The organism is Photobacterium toruni, from assembly GCF_024529955.1.
Classification (GTDB): domain Bacteria; phylum Pseudomonadota; class Gammaproteobacteria; order Enterobacterales; family Vibrionaceae; genus Photobacterium; species Photobacterium toruni.
This window is the reverse complement of record NZ_AP024854.1, coordinates 1,504,864-1,521,196: the sequence shown is the minus strand read 5'-3', so window position 1 is coordinate 1,521,196 and position 16,333 is coordinate 1,504,864. Positions and strand designations below refer to the sequence as shown.

Below are 16,333 nucleotides of genomic sequence, written 5' to 3'. Positions count from 1 at the left end.
GGGATAGTAATGATGATGACGATAGAGAAACACTGCTTGCTAATATTTACGCTGTATTTATGTTCAAATAACAGGGATAGCCTCTTGTTCGAAGATTAAAGGCTGCTTTTTTTACCTAATTAATTAATTGATTGTGGTAAAAACGAGGTATTTAATGTGATTTCAGTTATAATTCGACGCAATATTAGTGTGAAAAGAACGCCATGAATCAATATTTAGCGATTACTTCCCGCGGCCTAGAAAACTTGCTTGCGGATGAACTAGAACAATTAGGTGCACAAAACATTCAAGTTGTGCATGCCGGTGTCCGTTTTAAAGCCGATCAAGCAATGGCTTATCGTTGCTGTCTATGGACACGTATTTCCTCTCGAATCATCCAAGTGTTGAGTGAGTTTAATGTCCGTGATGATATGGACTTATACTTAGGTGCAACGGCAATTAATTGGATGAGCCACTTTGATAGCAATACTCGTATTGTGGTTGATTTCAATGGTACTAACCGCGAAATCCGTAATAGCCAATACGGCGCGATGAAAATCAAAGATGCGATTGTTGACCGCTTTACTAAAGCCGATCTTCGTCGTCCAAATATCGATCGTGAAAATCCAGATCTACGTATTCATATGCGTCTTTCTGGTGAGAAAGGTATTCTTGGTCTAGATATGGCGGGTAGTGGTTTACACCAACGTGGTTACCGTAGTGAAGCTGGTCGTGCGCCTTTGCGTGAAACCCATGCTGCTGCATTGGTGATGAAAAGTGGCTGGACACCAGAAACAGCATTGTTAGATCCAATGTGTGGTTCTGGTACGTTAGTGATTGAAGCCGCTATGATGGCTGCTGAAATTGCACCAGGCCTTAAACGTAAGCGTTGGGGCTTTGAGTCAATTAAAGACTTTGATAAAGAAGCATGGTTAGAAATTCATGCAGAAGCGACAGTGAAAGCGCGTCGTGGTCCATCAAAAGTAACGACCAAGTTCTTTGGTCGTGAAATGGATCAACGTGTATTAGCCATCGCTCGTGATAACGCTGGTCGTGCTGGTGTGAAGAGTCTGATTGACTTTGCATACGGTGATGCAACACAACTGATTCGCCCAGAAGGCTTTGATACAGGCATCATTCTTTGTAACCCTCCTTACGGTGAGCGTTTAGGTACAACATCTGAACTTATCTCATTGTACAAAGAGTTTGGTAATCGTTTAAAACTTGCCTTTGAAGGTTCAGTTGCGGCTATCTACTCTGGCTCTAATGAATTGTTAAGTTGTATGCGTATGCGTGCAGACAAACAATTTAAATTAAGTAACGGTGCATTAGATTGTGTACTGAAAACATACTTAATTACAGCAGGTAGTGTTAAGAAAGAAGACGGCGAAAAAGAAGGCGTTATTGTTCAAGAAGACGTAGCACCAGATTTTGCTAATCGTTTGAAGAAGAATATTGCCAAGTTAGGTAAGTGGGCTAAGCGTGAAGGCGTTGAGTGTTACCGTATTTATGATGCGGATCTTCCTAACTACAATGCGGCTATCGATAAATACAATGATTACCTTATCATTCAAGAATACGCAGCACCAAAGACGGTTTCTGAAGAAACAGCCCGTCGTCGTATTATGGATGTATTACGTGCCACGATTGAAGTAACAGGTGTTGAGCCAAATAAAGTTATTTTAAAAGTACGTGAGCGTCAAAAAGGCCGTAATCAATACCAAAAGCTATCAAGTGCAGAACGTCACATGACAGTGGATGAATACGGTATTAAGTTTAAAGTGAATCTTTATGATTACCTTGATACAGGCCTATTCTTAGATCACCGCATTACGCGTCGTATGCTAGGTAAAATGGCGGCAGGTAAAGATTTCCTTAACTTGTTTGCTTACACTGGCTCTGCAACCGTTCATGCAGCAGTAGGTGGCGCTAAATCAACAACAACGGTTGATATGTCGAATACTTACTTGCGTTGGGCTCAAGAGAACATGGAGCTTAATAACCAAGTGGGTGATCAACATGAGTTTGTTCAAGCTGATTGTCTACAGTGGCTACAAGAAGTTGATGATACGTTTGATCTGATTTTTATCGATCCACCAACGTTCTCAAACTCTAAGCGTATGAAGCAGACGTTTGACATTGAACGTGATCACATCATGTTAATGGAAAACTTAAAGCGTATGCTACGTCCAGAAGGACAGATTGTATTCTCTAACAACAAGCGTCATTTCAAGATGGATCTTGAAAAACTGACTGAACTTGGCCTACAAGCTAAGAACATTTCAGACAAGACTTTACCACTTGATTTCGCTAAGAATAAGCAAATTCATAACTGTTGGATTATTACCCACAAGGAAGACTAAGTGTTAATCACACTTTATAGCACACAAGGATGTCATCTCTGCGAGCAAGCTTATGGTTTGCTGGTGGAGATGGGGGTGCAACAGCAAGTAAGCATCGTTGATATTGCCTTTGACGATGCTTTATTCTCTCGTTACGGTGTAATCATACCCGTACTCTCAATTTCAAATCATGATGATCACTCTATTCTTGAGCCAGAACTTCATTGGCCGTTTGATCGGAATAGATTAGCAGCATGGTTAACTATTAATAAGCTTGGTTAAAATAAGATGGCACTAATTAAAATCAGTAACGCCCAACTAGCCTACGGCGATCATGCTCTACTTGATAAAGCAGAGTTTCTTCTTCATTCACATGAGCGTGTTTGTCTTGTTGGCCGTAATGGCGCAGGTAAATCAACGTTAATGAAAGTGATCGCTGGTGAAGTATTACTTGATGACGGTAGCATTCAACGTCAAAACGAGCTGGTGGTTTCACGCTTAGAGCAAGATCCACCGCGTAATGCTGAAGGCTCAGTATTTGATTATGTTGCTGAAGGTCTTGCTGACGCTGGTCGTGTATTACGTGAATATCATCACCAGTTAGATTTAGTGACAGAAGATCCAAGTGAAGCGAACATTAATAAGCTAGCGCGTATTCAAGAACAAGTTGACCATCATAATGGTTGGCAGCTAGATACACGTATTGCTGCAGTACTAGAGAGTTTAAAATTAGAACCACATACTTTGTTAACCGATCTTTCTGGTGGTTGGCAACGTAAAGCGGCACTTGCTCGTGCACTTGTATGTGATCCTGATATCCTTTTATTGGATGAGCCAACGAACCACCTTGACGTGACAACGATTGAATGGCTAGAAGGTTTCCTAAAAGATTTCCGTGGTTCAATTATCTTTATTTCTCACGACCGTGCATTCATTCGTTCAATGGCAACACGTATTATTGATTTAGATCGTGGTCAATTAGTGTCTTTCCCTGGTGACTATGAAGCTTACTTAGACGCTAAAGCTGAGTTGTTACGTGTAGAAGAAGAACAAAACGCATTATTTGATAAGAAACTAGCGCAAGAAGAAGTATGGATCCGTCAAGGTATCAAAGCTCGTCGTACGCGTAATGAAGGTCGTGTACGTGCGCTTAAAGCATTACGTAATGAGCGTAGTGAACGTCGTGACGTTGTAGGTAAGGCTGATATGCAGCTACAAGATGCGAACCGTTCAGGTAAGATTGTCTTTGAAGCTAAAAATATCGGTTATAGTTACGGTGATAAGCAAATCATTAAAGACTTTAGCTTTAATGTTATGCGTGGCGATCGTATTGCACTGATTGGTCCTAACGGTTGTGGTAAGAGTACGCTGATTAAAGTGATGCTTGATAAATTACAAGCAACAGAAGGGCATTTCCATTGTGGTACTAAGCTTGAAGTGGCTTACTTTGACCAATACCGTGAAATTCTAGATCCAGAGAAAACGGTAATGGATAACCTTGCTGATGGTAAGCAAGAAGTGACCATTAATGGTAAAACACGTCATGCGTTAGGTTACCTACAAGATTTTCTATTCCACCCACGTCGTGCTCGTACACCGGTTAAAGCACTATCTGGTGGTGAGAAGAACCGTTTGTTACTTGCGAAACTGTTCCTTAAACCTAATAATTTATTGGTTCTCGATGAACCAACAAACGATTTAGATATCGAAACATTGGAACTTTTGGAAGATATTCTTGCCAATTATCAAGGGACATTACTTTTAGTGAGTCACGATCGTCAATTTGTTGATAATACTGTGACGACAAGCTGGATTTTTGAAGGCGATGGCGTTGTTAACGAATACGTTGGCGGTTACCATGATGCCCAATCTCAGCGTGCTAATTCTTATGCTAATCAAGCGAAAGAGCAAGCAGCTCAAATTGAATTAGCAAAAAAGAAAAAAGCTGATCAAGAACAGAAACAGCAACAAGCGACACCTAAACGTGCTGGTAAGAAGTTATCTTTTACACTTCAACATGAGTTAGCTGCCTTACCGCAAAAAATTGAAGACTTAGAAAATGAAATCGCAAAATTGCAGGAACAAGTTAATGATCCTGCGTTCTTCTCGGATCCGAAGAATGATACTCAAGCAACGCTAACAGCTTTAGCTAAGCTAGAAGAAGAGTTTGAAGTCGCATTTGAACGATGGGAAGAGCTGGACGCGATGTAAAAGGAATCCTAATGCCACATAAGATGTTAAAGCTTTCTACACTTGCTATTTTAATTGCAGGAGCCTCACAAGCGAGTGCTGCTGTATATACTGTTGTGCCTGTTGATCAAAATAGTACATTAAAAGATCAGCCTTATTTTAATACGGCGCAATCAGGTGTTGCACTTTTATATGCAAGTACTGGTATTCAAGATTCAGGAACGGCTCCTAGTTGCTTTGCTATTGCTTGTACTACTGAAGCGTATAAAGTTACAAGTGAAGCTCGTCGTGGTACAGAAGGTACGCCAATTGCCGATACCACGCCGTATAATCAAAATAGTCAAGATATAACCGACCAATATCAGCTAGAACGTTATTGTGATAATAATCTAGGTTATGGTATTTGTAATATTTGGGCTGAAAATCAATTCTTTGGTCGTGATTATGCTGATAATGATGAGTGGAATGGTCAAGGTTTAGGTGGCTTACAGAAAAAGCAAGCAGCTTGGGTTAATGGCTATCATTCAAATACTCAAGGTTTAGTTGATGGTGCGCCAATAAATGCTTTTGCTACTGATGCAGCAAACTATGATGGCACTCAGAAAGCAAATCTTGGTAGCATTATTGCAGATACTACAGACAGTATTGTAAAAGGTACTGTAGGTACTGATTTTGTTTATGGTATTACATCATCGGCATTATTTGAAAATGCGAAAGGTAAGCCAAGAGCATTTAGCAAGCGTGGTTTTGTTAATGCAAATGGACAATCAATTCAATTAGCACCTGTAGCAACGTCTAATGAACTTGTATCTAACATGGGTCAGACACAAGCTAACGATGCTGTTGTTATGAGAAACGGTAAGCTAGACGGTAAGCTACTTGTTGTTGGCTCATCATCTTATGCGGCAAGTTTTTATGCTAAAGATAGAGATGGTAAATATCGTGAAGATACTGATAAGTTACCAAACTCTAAAAATATTTTGAATAATGACTCACACTCGCTTAATTTTGACACAATGAAGCAGTGTGCGATCAATCCATCTAACAATCTATATGCTAACTGGGAATGTCAATTTAGTACCTTTGCTAACGAAGCTGCATTTTGGATCGTTGATGCTAATGGTACCAAGACGTCGGTAGCAGCTAGCGCAATTACGAGCGGTAGTGGTAATAATCGTGATGGGCTAGCTGTTATTGATAAAGATAATGATTCGTTATCATTCCAAGCATCGGCACAAGCAGTTGCACTAAAGTCTGATGGTACTCCTATTGTTGTTGGTTATTCGACTGCAGATGTCAGAGATGACTTCTATGCAATGCAAGCGACTTACTTTACACCTAAGGATAGTAGCTTAGCGTCATGGACTGCGACACCTATTCCTGGTTTGAATATTAAACCAGATGATGATCGCGATTTTACTTACACTATAGCTAATGGTGTTAATAGTGGTTCTGTGATTGTTGGTGATGCAAAAGGTAACGGCACAAAACCACAACGTGCATTTATCTATCAAGTAGGACAAGGTAACGCTAAGTTCTTTGATACGCTAGATACGTCTCTTTTCTTTAAAGACTCAAACAGTAATGCAGCTGCGATCAATGATAATGGTCAAGTTGTAGGCTGGGTTGATATTCAGGCAAGTAATGGTACAGAAACGCGTCATCGTGCCTTTACTTACATCAATGGTACAGCACAAGGTCCGCTCAAGACTGGTGGTGCTTGGATGCTTGATGATTTAACCAATGATCCAAATGCTGGTGTTGGTTCTGTAGCAAACTCATACCGTATTATGAATGCAACTGGCATTAATAATGCTGGCGTGATTTCAGCAACAGCCTTTTATTGTGCTGGTGGTTATGAAAATCTAAGCAAACTTGCACATTGTAATGGTACTGAGCAACAGGTTGTTGTTAAATTAGTCCCTAATGCAGATGCAACCGCTAATGATATTCACCCACGAGCTAAAGATGAAGAATCGCCATTGAAACGTTCTGGTGGCTCATTAGGCATTTTGGCTTTGACAGCATTAGGCTTTATTGGTTTCAGAAGAAGAAAGTAATTTATTAATTAAATTATTTAATTGTAGCGGGCTCACAAATTGTGAGCCCGTTTTGTTTTTAGGCTTGATCAATCTCTAAATTTGACCCATTTTTAATAGAGGAGTTATCACACTCCGTCATTGCTTTATTGTGATGAAAAGTACCAACAGATAAGGAATGAGGATCGAACTATGAAGAGACAAAAGCGGGATCGTTTAGAACGCGCACAAGCTCGAGGTTATCAAGCCGGTTTGAATGGCCGTTCTACAGAAGATTGTCCATATAATGGTACAGATGCCCGTACGAATTGGTTAGGCGGTTGGCGAGACGCAAGAGAGGAAATGCAACAGGGTCTCTATAAATAAGATAACCTCCCTCATGGTTAACCTTTCTGATGCCCCTTAGGAGAAGGGGCTTTTTATTGCCAACAATATCAATTGCTATCATTTTTGTAGTTTACGGTTTATTACTACTGAAGAGTAAGCAATCTATTTTTGAGATATTGTTATTGATAATTAAATAAGATAGCAAAACAACAAGAGGTTAAATTTATACTATATTTAGTGATGTTATTTCAGACAGTTGCTGGTGGACTAAAAAATATAGTGTTAAGAGTATTATTGATAAAAATTTGCGATAAAAAAAGCTCTGAAGAAAAACTTCAGAGCTTTAATGTATTAGCTTTAATGGAGTTAGAAGTTGTCGGTATCTTTGAATAGACCTACTTTAAGATCTTTAGCAACATAGATTTCTTTACCATCGACAAGTACGCGACCATCAGCAACACCCATAATTAGCTTACGGTTAATAACACGCTTAAGCTGAATATCATAGGTTACTTTTTTTGCGGTTGGTAATACCTGACCTGTGAATTTAACTTCACCCACACCCAGTGCACGACCTTTGCCTTCACCGCCAGACCAACCAAGGAAGAAGCCGACAAGTTGCCACATCGCATCAAGGCCAAGACAACCTGGCATTACTGGATCACCAATGAAGTGACAGTTAAAGAACCATAGTTCAGGATTGATATCTAATTCCGCATGGATAAACCCTTTGCCGTGGTCTCCACCTTCAGCAGAGATATTCACAACACGGTCAATCATCAGCATATTATCTACTGGTAGTGATGGAAATTCAGGACCGTATAGCTCGCTTTTACCACATGCAACTAGTTCTTCGTGTGTATAAGAATTCTGGCGTGTCATTAGAATCATTTACTCCTTCAAAAGTATGCAAGCAATTTAGCTTACACGTGTACGCTAAACAACTCGGATCAGTTCTGGCCCAACCAGTTGGAAATCATCAATCTAAGTCGATTTACAATACCAATTTCATTTGAAAGGTCGCCATGATGGAAGTAATCAATGCGTTCTTCAATTAAAGAGAGGATTGTTTCATCATCTTCATTTTCACTACGGAAGACTTTGCCTGTAAGTAGTGGAATAGCTTCATCAACATCATTTACAGCCCAAATGTGGAACTGTTTTGCTTTGATCGCTTCAATGACTTCATCATTTAAACAAAGACTAGAAAGATTAGTATGCGGTAAAATAACGCCCTGATTACCAGTAAGACCGCGATGAACACAAACCTTATAGAAACCTTCAATCTTTTGATTAATGCCGCCAACAGCTTGTACACGACCAAATTGATCGACTGCACCTGTCACGGCAATTTCTTGATTAATAGGCTGTGATGATAAAGCCGACATTAAAGCACAAAGCTCAGCTAAAGAAGCGCTATCACCATCTACTTCTGAATAGGATTGCTCAAAGACAATAGATGCTGAGTAGGGAAGTGCTTGATCTAAATCGAGTGCTGTAGCAACGAATGCCTGCATAATCATCATGCCTTTGGCGTGAATGTTACCGCCAAGTTCAACTTTTCGTTCAACGTCTGTAATATCACCATCACCAAAGTGAACCACACATGAAATACGTGCCGGCTCGCCATAAGCCATAGGATGTCCAGGCATTTCTACAACAGTCAAACCATTAACTTGGCCGACTTCTTCGCCTTCAGTGGCAATTAATACTTGGCCGTGATGGATATCTGCAATAGCACGCTCAGGTAAATATGATTCACGGTATTCTTTTGCTCTTAATGACGCTTTAAGATGTTCAGCAGTGATTGGATTACCTTCAGATTCGACCGATGCTTCTGAGAGTAAATTTAAATGCCACAATGGGCATAATGGCAACCGAGTTTGATCTTCTGCGTGACGAGCTCCTGTAAGTAAAAGGGTGTGAATAGCTTCTGAATTAGCCAGCATAGGTAGGCCATAATAATGACTAATACCTTTTACATAACGAATGTAATCTGTCATTGCGGCTTCATTAAGCAGTAGATCTTGCTCAAATTCACCATACATAGCCATACCATCACCTAAATCAGGCTCAGCAGTATCAAGTTCAGCCATGAGATAACGTTCACCTATAATAATAAGCTTAACATTAACTGTCTCTGCTGAGGGTATTTCATAAAGACTTTTGTTTGTAATTGGTTGCCATTCTAGCTGACCATTCATTAAAACATTTTTTAATTGTGGCCAGAGGCTTGGGTCACTTAAAATTGCAGTAATAGATAAGACAAGGTAGCCATTATGGGCTTGATGGAGTAAGCCGTATTTTAGTTGGGGTTGTGTTTCACCGTTTTTAGCCGGATAAACTGCGCCAAATAACTTCTCATGAGTGACGTTGTCACCTGCAATGATAATTGGTTGTTCTACGGATTTTTCATTATTGTCATTTGATTTATTAATACTTTTTTTTAGCAATTCAATAATGTAATCACGATATAACGTGTTATCGGAAGCCGTAATGCGTAGAATGCGTGGCTGTAAATTCATCGCGGTGAAGCGGCGTATAGCATCGGATAAGCGAGATTGAAGGATGCCGACCAGAGTAGGTTCTAGATCATCATATTGATCTAATACGTGCTGATACGGGCTGTAATCTGGAAACATGTTACGCCAAGATTCTTCATGCATAAATTTATGATTTCTATTGTTACTGTGAAAAGATGTGCAGTATAAAGCAATCAAAGGACTCATAATAGACACTTATCGTCTATATTTAAATTTCACTATTAAGGTTATTTAATATTCAGAGAATTAATTGTCATTTTACCACTCAAGAGTTACACTGTAACGGTCAGTATAAATAGTTTGAGAATTTTTAATCCTATGAAATATCAGCAACTTGAGAACCTTGAAGCGGGTTGGAAATGGACTTATTTGGTGAAGAAATGGAAAGAAGGAGAGGCGATAACACGATTTGTTGATCAAAGTGAAGCTGATGTTGCAATAAAAATACTACTTGATATTGAACATGAACCAACCAAAGTCATTGAGTGGATTAATAACAATATGGCGAATGGATTAGAGAATAAGTTAAAGCAGGCCATTCGCGCTAAACGTAAGCGACATTTTAATTCAGAACAAACATACACAAAAAAGAAATCGATTGATTTAGATTATCGTGTTTGGGAAAAATTAGCTGAAAAATCTCAAGAATTAGGGTCGACGTTATCAGATACTATTGAATATTTGATTAGCGAGAGTTCGCATACAGAATAAATGAGTGAAAAGCTTTAAATGTAAAGAATGATCTTAATTAACAATTTAATTTAGATTCTTTTGAATAATATACTTTTTGATTAAGTTGTTGATGTTCATCTTGCAAACTTAATTATTAGGAGGTGTGTAATGGAATATGTTCTTTTATTAGCTATTGTAGTTGTTTTTCTTGTGTTTAAAGATCGCCCTATAATGGTATTAGAGTTTAAAGATGGTGAGATTAGTAAGACTAAAGGGAAAATCCCCTCAGGATTTCACACTGCTTGTCGAGATATTGCCCATAAAACACCATTCTCTGGGCGTATAAAAGTATATAAAACCCGATTTGCAACTAAATTAGATTTTTCAAATACAATCCCACCAAAAGTAAAACAACGTATAAAAAATGTTTTTCCTCATACACTACCTACATCTAAACGTGGGAAAAGAGCATAACACGTTAATTTTAAATAAAAAGCGCAATCAATAGTGATCGCGCTTTTTATAACAATAAGGTTAAAAATGATAACACCCTATGCTAAACGGTTATTAAAAGGGGAGGATTTACGTCTTTCACTATTGGCATTCATTAAATTAAATAATATTCAGTCTGGTTCATTATTAACAGGAGTTGGTTGTTTATCTGAAGCTAAAATTAGGTTGGCGAATGAGCAAAAAATATTATATCTGGCTGGACCATTAGAAATTATATCGCTATCGGGAACGTTAACACCGAAGCATGTTCATATACATATTTCGGTAGCTGATAGTGAAGGGCGTGTATATGGTGGTCATTTAGTTCCTGGGTGTATAGTATCTTATACAGTAGAACTATGTATGCTTGAATATAATAATTTAAGATTTGAGTGTGAATATGATCATCAAACTGGATTTGATGAATTAGTTATATTTAATAATGAATAGTTAGCCCAAGGTATTTATTCTTGGGCTAAAGACTGATTAATTTACTGATTTTAATAATGCTTCTTTACTTTGAATAAAGGAAAGTACTTTTTCTTTTAATTCAGATAATTCTTCTTCAGCTTTTATTCTTAAAATAGTTTCTTGTTCTAATTTTTTGCCTATTTCAACAGCCAAATAACCACCATTAATTAACGCTTTAGTTGTAACATTCGTTTTTGTTAGTGATTTTAATTCTTCGATCATGTAATAATGTTGTTCAATATCTCTTATCGTAATAGCCATGTAGATTCCTTTTTATATAAGATAAAGAGTGTTGTAAATACCAGCCTAATGCACTATAACTTTATTATTACTATAATAGAATTTCACTGGTAACTTCCACTTTTAATTAACTGTTCTTTTGCCTAATAATATTTCAGAGAAATCATTCTTTAGACAAGAAAAGGAGGGGGAATGTGATATATAAATAGCCTCTCCTGATCGTAATGAATCAATAAAAAAATCATTAAATGTCAACTGAGAGTTATTCTCATCGATGTGCTCAATTCCAAATACGTAATAATGATTTTGAAAACGCAAAAATACACCATTTAGATGGCTAGGGTAATTACGATTATTACTACATTTTCTTGAAACTAACATTGATATATAGCCATCATTTAATGTTAACTGTAATCTATTTTGTATAACATTATTATTTTTTGTTGAGAACTCATATGTAGCTTTGGTATTAACAGAACTAATTATGGCCTGCATAATTAAAAAAACGATAGCACTAAATATGCCAATAAGCGCCTTATTTATCACTACATATTTCCTGTTTAACAGAAGAGGAGTAATCAACAAAATGCCCATTATTCACACTAAATAATTGATAGTAATTACATCCCTTACTTATAGGAAATGCATACCATTGACTAATATTACTATCATCATTTTGTAATATTGCATTTTGTACTGGTTTAGGTAAATCTATACCGTTATAAATAACAGGAAGTCCTTCAACAGAGGTCGTATCAATAAAAAATAAAAAGCGATAACAAGCAATTAATGTTAAGAAGAAAAATGTAATTATAATAATAACATCAAAAAATTTAATATTTGATAATGATATTCTTTTAATTGTCACATTTTTTAATTCTTTATTAATTAAATCCTCTTTTTTCTCAATAGATATCGCAGGTTGTTCTTCCTGTAATATTTGTATTTGTGCCTTTTTATTTTCTTTCGTTAAAATATCATTTTTAGGTGGATGAGAACCGTCATCAATCAGTACTAACTGTCGAATGCAATAACCTAATTTAGGTTCTGTCGTTATTATTTTATGCTCTCCAATTTGAGCAAAAGCAGTACGTAAATTTTTGATAGCAACTGTTAACGAATTGTTTGTTACAATTTTCCCTTGCCAACATTCAACTAATAATACTTCTCTATATATTGTATTATTAGCCGATTCAGCGAGAAGCGTAAAAATTAATATTTCTGATCGAGAAGTTTTAATAAAAGCGCCATCACTAATTCGAGTTATGGTTCTATTTGTAAAATCAACATCGAAACGGCCTAGGCGTTTACAACCGCCGTTTATTTCATCTGTCATTTTTATTCTTATCTATCAGTTTTAACTATCAAGCAATAGCTAAATTATCATCAAATACACCATACCCAAAGAGATAAAGTGTCTTAGTATTTTATACAAAACAGTTAAATATGCAATTGTGAAACAAGTATAACCAGCATAAAAGCTATAATGTCATGGTAATGTTTATTCTATTTTAAAGAAATATATACATTATGAATTTAAATTTAGACATATTGTTGATTATGTAATATTCCTTAGGTGTATTACTTAAGTTAAAACGTTGCGATAAAAATGAGTCATAGAGTAGGGAAGTCACGACTTTTTCTTGGTAAAATTTTAATACAGCACCCAAACGTTTGTTATCGACCACCTGACTCTGTCGATTCATGTAATGGTCGATGCATGTCTTTAGGATATTGAGCAGCTTTAGCAAAACAGTGGTTAAAAGCAGCAATAAAGTCGGGGAGCCATACATTAGCTTGTTCAATATTATCAATGTGTTGTAAACGCATTTCTTTGACTAAGCGATCTTGTAATGTTTTGTTGGCACGTTCAACACGACCTTTGGCTTGAGAGCTATTCGCGCAAATTAATTCAATGTTTAAGTCATGCAATACACGACCAAACTGAGTGATGCGGTTTGTTTTTGCATCCCGTTTACTGACATGAAACACCGCATGTCGATCGCTGTAAAAAGCAGTAGGCTTGCCATGTTGTTCAATATATTCGCGCGTTGTTACCATGTAATCAAACGCAGATTCTGTTTCGCTAAATCGCAAGTTCATCAGTTTGCCGGTAGCATCATCAATGAAAACCAACAAACAACATTTGTCGCTGCGACCTTCAAACCAATCGTGATGTGAGCCATCTATCTGAATTAACTCACCATAACAATCGCGTCGATGTCGTGGTTGATAAACTCGAGGCTTACGTTTGAAATGTGGTACCCAAAGACCATCAGCGATCATCCATTGGCGTAAAGTTTCTAATCCGATCTTAAGGTCGTGGCGTTCAATCAGTTTTTCACGCGCTAACGTGGGTCCGAAGTCTGAGTAATATTCGTGGATGAGATTTAAAATACGCAGCCTAAGATTATCATCATAACGATGATTACTTGGCACGCCGCGTTGTTGTGAAAGTAATCCGCCAGCACCGAACTGAGTAAAGCGTTTTACTAATCGTGATACTTGACGACAGCTCAAGTTAAGCCGATGGGCAGCTTCAACACCAGTAATTTGTTTATCACAAACATCTTGAATAACTTTGATTCGGCTTAATTCATTTTCAGTCATAGTGAGCAACATTTATTGATTCCAGTTCATAGCAAAACCTATGATCTGAAGATAGTTCAACATGACATTTCTAACGGGTTAAAACCGGACATTTCTAAATGGGACTTACAACCTTAGTGCGCATTATGTATATTATGTTAAATACGATATCAAATAATGATATATCTCTGCTATCTTGTATTGTTCTCAATTTAAGTACTCCTCTCTTATTCTCTGCTTTATTGATTAAGATATGTATTTAATGGTATTGGTCATTTATCATGACTAAAAAAATGGACCACTATTAAAGCGGTCCATTTTCATTATTAATCTAATGCGAATCAAATATTATCATTTGTTCGTTATCTCTTCCTTTAGGTTTTGATATTTACTTAAGACTAAATCCAATTCTTCAGGTTGTATTGGTTTAGCTAAAAAACCATCCATACCAACTTGCTGATAAAGAAATTGATCGTCTTGCATTACATTTGCTGTTAATGCCACTATTGGTGTCTCAATTTTTAGCTTTCTTATCTGTTTGGTAGCCTCTAATCCATCTAAAATAGGCATTGAGATATCCATTAGCACTAAATCGAATGCATTGTGACACCGTAACAGTTTTGATATTGCTTCTTTACCGTGATTAGTTATCGTGACTTTATGCCCACGACGTTCTAGCATTAATTTAGCAACAAGTTGATTCGTTGGGCTATCTTCAGCAAGTAATATATTAAGAGGGAAATCTGATCGCGCTAATTTTTTCTTTGCTTGATGTGGCATCTTATGAATTGCGGGAATAATTGGAAATATAACTTTAAAGCAACTACCAATACCAATATTGCTCTTAAGGTTAATACGTCCATTCATTTTTTTTATTAATAATTTACTGATAGTTAATCCTAATCCAGTGCCACCATACTTACGAGTAATGCTCCCGTCAGCTTGATGAAAAGGATTAAAAAGACTATCTTGCGCATCTTTAGAAATTCCAATTCCCGTATCAGAAACAGAAACCTCAATATTATTATCTACTTTATTAACGATAATTTTAACTGAACCAATATCGGTGAACTTAATCGCATTACCAATAAGATTAAACATTATTTGAATAATTCGGTTCTTATCTGAAAAAATGTATTCAGGAATGGATTCATCAATATGGCATTCTAATAAGATACCTTTTTTATTTGCTTCTGGTTGAAGCTGTTTTTTCACTAAGGTAATGCTTTCTGTGAGGTTTATATTGCTATTGAATAATTCAAAGCTACCCGATTCAATTCGCGATAAATCAAGAATGTCATTGATGATGGTCAGAAGTAAATGCGCTGATTGCTCCATCTGACCTAACCATTGTTGTTGTTCATTCTCAAGTCCTGAAGATGACAACATATCCATTAAACCTAATACTGCGTTTAGTGGTGTTCGAATCTCATGGCTCATCATTGCTATAAATTGTGACTTGGCTTTATTTGCGGCTTCTGCTTGTTGACGAGCTTGCTGTAAATCAAATAACCGTTTTTTCCTTACGCTAATATTTTTTACGGTACCTCGATAACCAAGCAATAAGCCATGTTTATTATAATAAGGCGTTCCACTGAAACTGAGCCATTGCTCTTTTTCATCAGCAAAAAGATGCCATTCTAAGTCTTCAAATGATTCGTTTTTCTGCAATTGTGAGCAAAATTTTTGCTTAAAGTCATCATGGCCATCAAAAAAATCTAGAATATTATTCTTATCAATTAAATGATTAGCAATTTGAGATGCTGAAATGTAGCTGAATTTATAATCTGTATCAATTTCCCAGAACCAGTCACCTACAGTACGAGCAAAGTCTTTAAATCGTTGTTGGCTATAGGTTAATTCTTGAGTACGAGCGGTGACTAATGATTGTAATCGTTCTCGGTAATCAATATCTATAATTGCTCGTTCAAGTAACGGTCTAAATCGATTCAAAACACGTCGGCAACTGGATGTGAAATGCCCTTTTTCACAACTCATTAAAATAATCATCGCGTCACCAGAGCTAATCTTTACGCCGGTCATTAAACTCGAATGACAAATATTTAATAAGTCTGGGCTTTTATTTTTAAATTCTTCAATATCTTTGGGTGAATATAACGCAATGCATTCCCCATTTATACAACGATTAAATGTACTACCGACTTGCCAATGATTAAAATCAAATGCAGAAACCGTACTCATTAATACCTGTAAATCAGATGCTTCATCATCACGAGTCAAAACTATGGCATTATCAAAAGCGATGAATTTTCTTAGTACTTCCAATAAGCTATTAAAAACTTGACGCTTATTATTAGCGCCAGCCATTGCTGAAACACCTTCCAGAATCGCAGCATTTTCTATGCGTAACTGATTTTCTCTTTCTTGGGTACGCTGAAGATCTAATAATGTTTCTTGCAGTTTCTCTGAATCAAAACCGATCATTTAA

The 16,333-nt window shown here is 36.9% G+C and carries 14 protein-coding genes and 1 pseudogene; 8 read left to right on the top strand and 7 right to left on the bottom strand.

The annotated features are described in order from the left end of the window. Window positions 1-203 precede the first annotated feature (203 nt). From rlmKL to rmf, 5 genes are all read left to right on the top strand, one after another. Window positions 204-2,342, top strand: a complete 2,139-nt coding sequence (gene rlmKL / locus OC457_RS07135; protein ID WP_080175161.1) for a bifunctional 23S rRNA (guanine(2069)-N(7))-methyltransferase RlmK/23S rRNA (guanine(2445)-N(2))-methyltransferase RlmL — start codon at window positions 204-206, stop codon at window positions 2,340-2,342. Next, the gene (locus OC457_RS07130; protein WP_080175162.1) at window positions 2,343-2,603 is read left to right on the top strand and encodes a glutaredoxin family protein; all 261 of its coding nucleotides are present in this window, start codon (window positions 2,343-2,345) and stop codon (window positions 2,601-2,603) included. It abuts the gene before it with no gap. Window positions 2,604-2,609: 6 nt separating this feature from the next. Beyond that, the gene (gene uup / locus OC457_RS07125) at window positions 2,610-4,532 is read left to right on the top strand and encodes an ATP-binding cassette ATPase Uup (protein ID WP_080175163.1); all 1,923 of its coding nucleotides are present in this window, start codon (window positions 2,610-2,612) and stop codon (window positions 4,530-4,532) included. An 11-nt stretch (window positions 4,533-4,543) separates the two neighbouring features. Next, on the top strand, window positions 4,544-6,571 hold the full coding sequence (locus OC457_RS07120; protein WP_080175164.1) for a DUF3466 family protein: 2,028 nt from the start codon (window positions 4,544-4,546) through the stop codon (window positions 6,569-6,571). Between the two features lie 171 nt (window positions 6,572-6,742). Then, window positions 6,743-6,916: a ribosome modulation factor gene (rmf, locus tag OC457_RS07115; RefSeq protein WP_045029021.1), complete on the top strand. Its 174-nt coding sequence runs from the start codon at window positions 6,743-6,745 to the stop codon at window positions 6,914-6,916. 327 nt (window positions 6,917-7,243) lie between these two features. On the opposite strand, the gene fabA is transcribed toward rmf, so the two are convergent. Further along, window positions 7,244-7,759 (bottom strand): 3-hydroxyacyl-[acyl-carrier-protein] dehydratase FabA, encoded by a 516-nt coding sequence (gene fabA, locus OC457_RS07110; protein ID WP_080175165.1) that lies wholly within the window; start codon window positions 7,757-7,759, stop codon window positions 7,244-7,246. Window positions 7,760-7,827: 68 nt separating this feature from the next. Beyond that, window positions 7,828-9,543 carry an AAA family ATPase gene (locus tag OC457_RS07105; RefSeq protein WP_080175166.1) on the bottom strand — a complete coding sequence of 572 codons (1,716 nt, stop codon included), beginning with the start codon at window positions 9,541-9,543 and terminating at the stop codon, window positions 7,828-7,830. A gap of 195 nt (window positions 9,544-9,738) precedes the next feature. On the opposite strand from OC457_RS07105, the gene matP reads away from it, so the two are divergent. The 3 genes from matP (at window position 9,739) to OC457_RS07090 (ending at window position 11,034) form a co-directional block, all read left to right on the top strand. Continuing rightward, window positions 9,739-10,131, top strand: coding sequence for a macrodomain Ter protein MatP (gene matP, locus OC457_RS07100; RefSeq protein ID WP_080175167.1), 393 nt, complete (start codon window positions 9,739-9,741; stop codon window positions 10,129-10,131). Window positions 10,132-10,260: 129 nt separating this feature from the next. Further along, window positions 10,261-10,566, top strand: coding sequence for a DUF3634 family protein (locus OC457_RS07095; protein ID WP_080175168.1), 306 nt, complete (start codon window positions 10,261-10,263; stop codon window positions 10,564-10,566). 66 nt (window positions 10,567-10,632) lie between these two features. Further along, window positions 10,633-11,034, top strand: a complete 402-nt coding sequence (locus OC457_RS07090) for a PPC domain-containing DNA-binding protein (RefSeq protein WP_080175169.1) — start codon at window positions 10,633-10,635, stop codon at window positions 11,032-11,034. Window positions 11,035-11,070: 36 nt separating this feature from the next. Here the strand turns inward: OC457_RS07090 and OC457_RS07085 are convergent, their stop codons facing one another. From OC457_RS07085 to OC457_RS07065, 5 genes and pseudogenes are all read right to left on the bottom strand, one after another. Then, a complete protein-coding gene (locus OC457_RS07085; protein WP_080175170.1) occupies window positions 11,071-11,316 on the bottom strand; it encodes a hypothetical protein in 246 nt (81 codons plus the stop codon). A gap of 102 nt (window positions 11,317-11,418) precedes the next feature. Then, window positions 11,419-11,841, bottom strand: coding sequence for a hypothetical protein (locus OC457_RS07080; RefSeq protein ID WP_080175171.1), 423 nt, complete (start codon window positions 11,839-11,841; stop codon window positions 11,419-11,421). Next, window positions 11,831-12,631 (bottom strand): winged helix-turn-helix domain-containing protein, encoded by an 801-nt coding sequence (locus OC457_RS07075; protein ID WP_080175172.1) that lies wholly within the window; start codon window positions 12,629-12,631, stop codon window positions 11,831-11,833. The genes OC457_RS07080 and OC457_RS07075 overlap by 11 nt, the downstream gene beginning before the upstream one ends. Before the next feature lie 356 nt (window positions 12,632-12,987). Beyond that, window positions 12,988-13,905 (bottom strand): annotated as a pseudogene (locus OC457_RS07070) (ISNCY family transposase); the annotation flags it as partial. A gap of 330 nt (window positions 13,906-14,235) precedes the next feature. After that, the gene (locus OC457_RS07065; protein WP_080175173.1) at window positions 14,236-16,329 is read right to left on the bottom strand and encodes an ATP-binding protein; all 2,094 of its coding nucleotides are present in this window, start codon (window positions 16,327-16,329) and stop codon (window positions 14,236-14,238) included. Between the last annotated feature and the right edge of the window lie 4 nt (window positions 16,330-16,333).

Excerpts from the sequence above, each read along its gene's own strand:
- rlmKL (WP_080175161.1), top strand. The coding sequence starts at position 204 with ATGAATCAATATTTAGCGATTACTTCCCGCGGCCTAGAAAACTTGCTT.
- uup (WP_080175163.1), top strand. The coding sequence starts at position 2,610 with ATGGCACTAATTAAAATCAGTAACGCCCAACTAGCCTACGGCGATCAT.
- OC457_RS07120 (WP_080175164.1), top strand. The coding sequence starts at position 4,544 with ATGCCACATAAGATGTTAAAGCTTTCTACACTTGCTATTTTAATTGCA.
- rmf (WP_045029021.1), top strand. The coding sequence starts at position 6,743 with ATGAAGAGACAAAAGCGGGATCGTTTAGAACGCGCACAAGCTCGAGGT.
- fabA (WP_080175165.1), bottom strand. The coding sequence starts at position 7,759 with ATGACACGCCAGAATTCTTATACACACGAAGAACTAGTTGCATGTGGT.
- OC457_RS07105 (WP_080175166.1), bottom strand. The coding sequence starts at position 9,543 with ATGCATGAAGAATCTTGGCGTAACATGTTTCCAGATTACAGCCCGTAT.
- matP (WP_080175167.1), top strand. The coding sequence starts at position 9,739 with ATGAAATATCAGCAACTTGAGAACCTTGAAGCGGGTTGGAAATGGACT.
- OC457_RS07095 (WP_080175168.1), top strand. The coding sequence starts at position 10,261 with ATGGAATATGTTCTTTTATTAGCTATTGTAGTTGTTTTTCTTGTGTTT.
- OC457_RS07090 (WP_080175169.1), top strand. The coding sequence starts at position 10,633 with ATGATAACACCCTATGCTAAACGGTTATTAAAAGGGGAGGATTTACGT.
- OC457_RS07085 (WP_080175170.1), bottom strand. The coding sequence starts at position 11,316 with ATGGCTATTACGATAAGAGATATTGAACAACATTATTACATGATCGAA.
- OC457_RS07075 (WP_080175172.1), bottom strand. The coding sequence starts at position 12,631 with ATGACAGATGAAATAAACGGCGGTTGTAAACGCCTAGGCCGTTTCGAT.
- OC457_RS07065 (WP_080175173.1), bottom strand. The coding sequence starts at position 16,329 with ATGATCGGTTTTGATTCAGAGAAACTGCAAGAAACATTATTAGATCTT.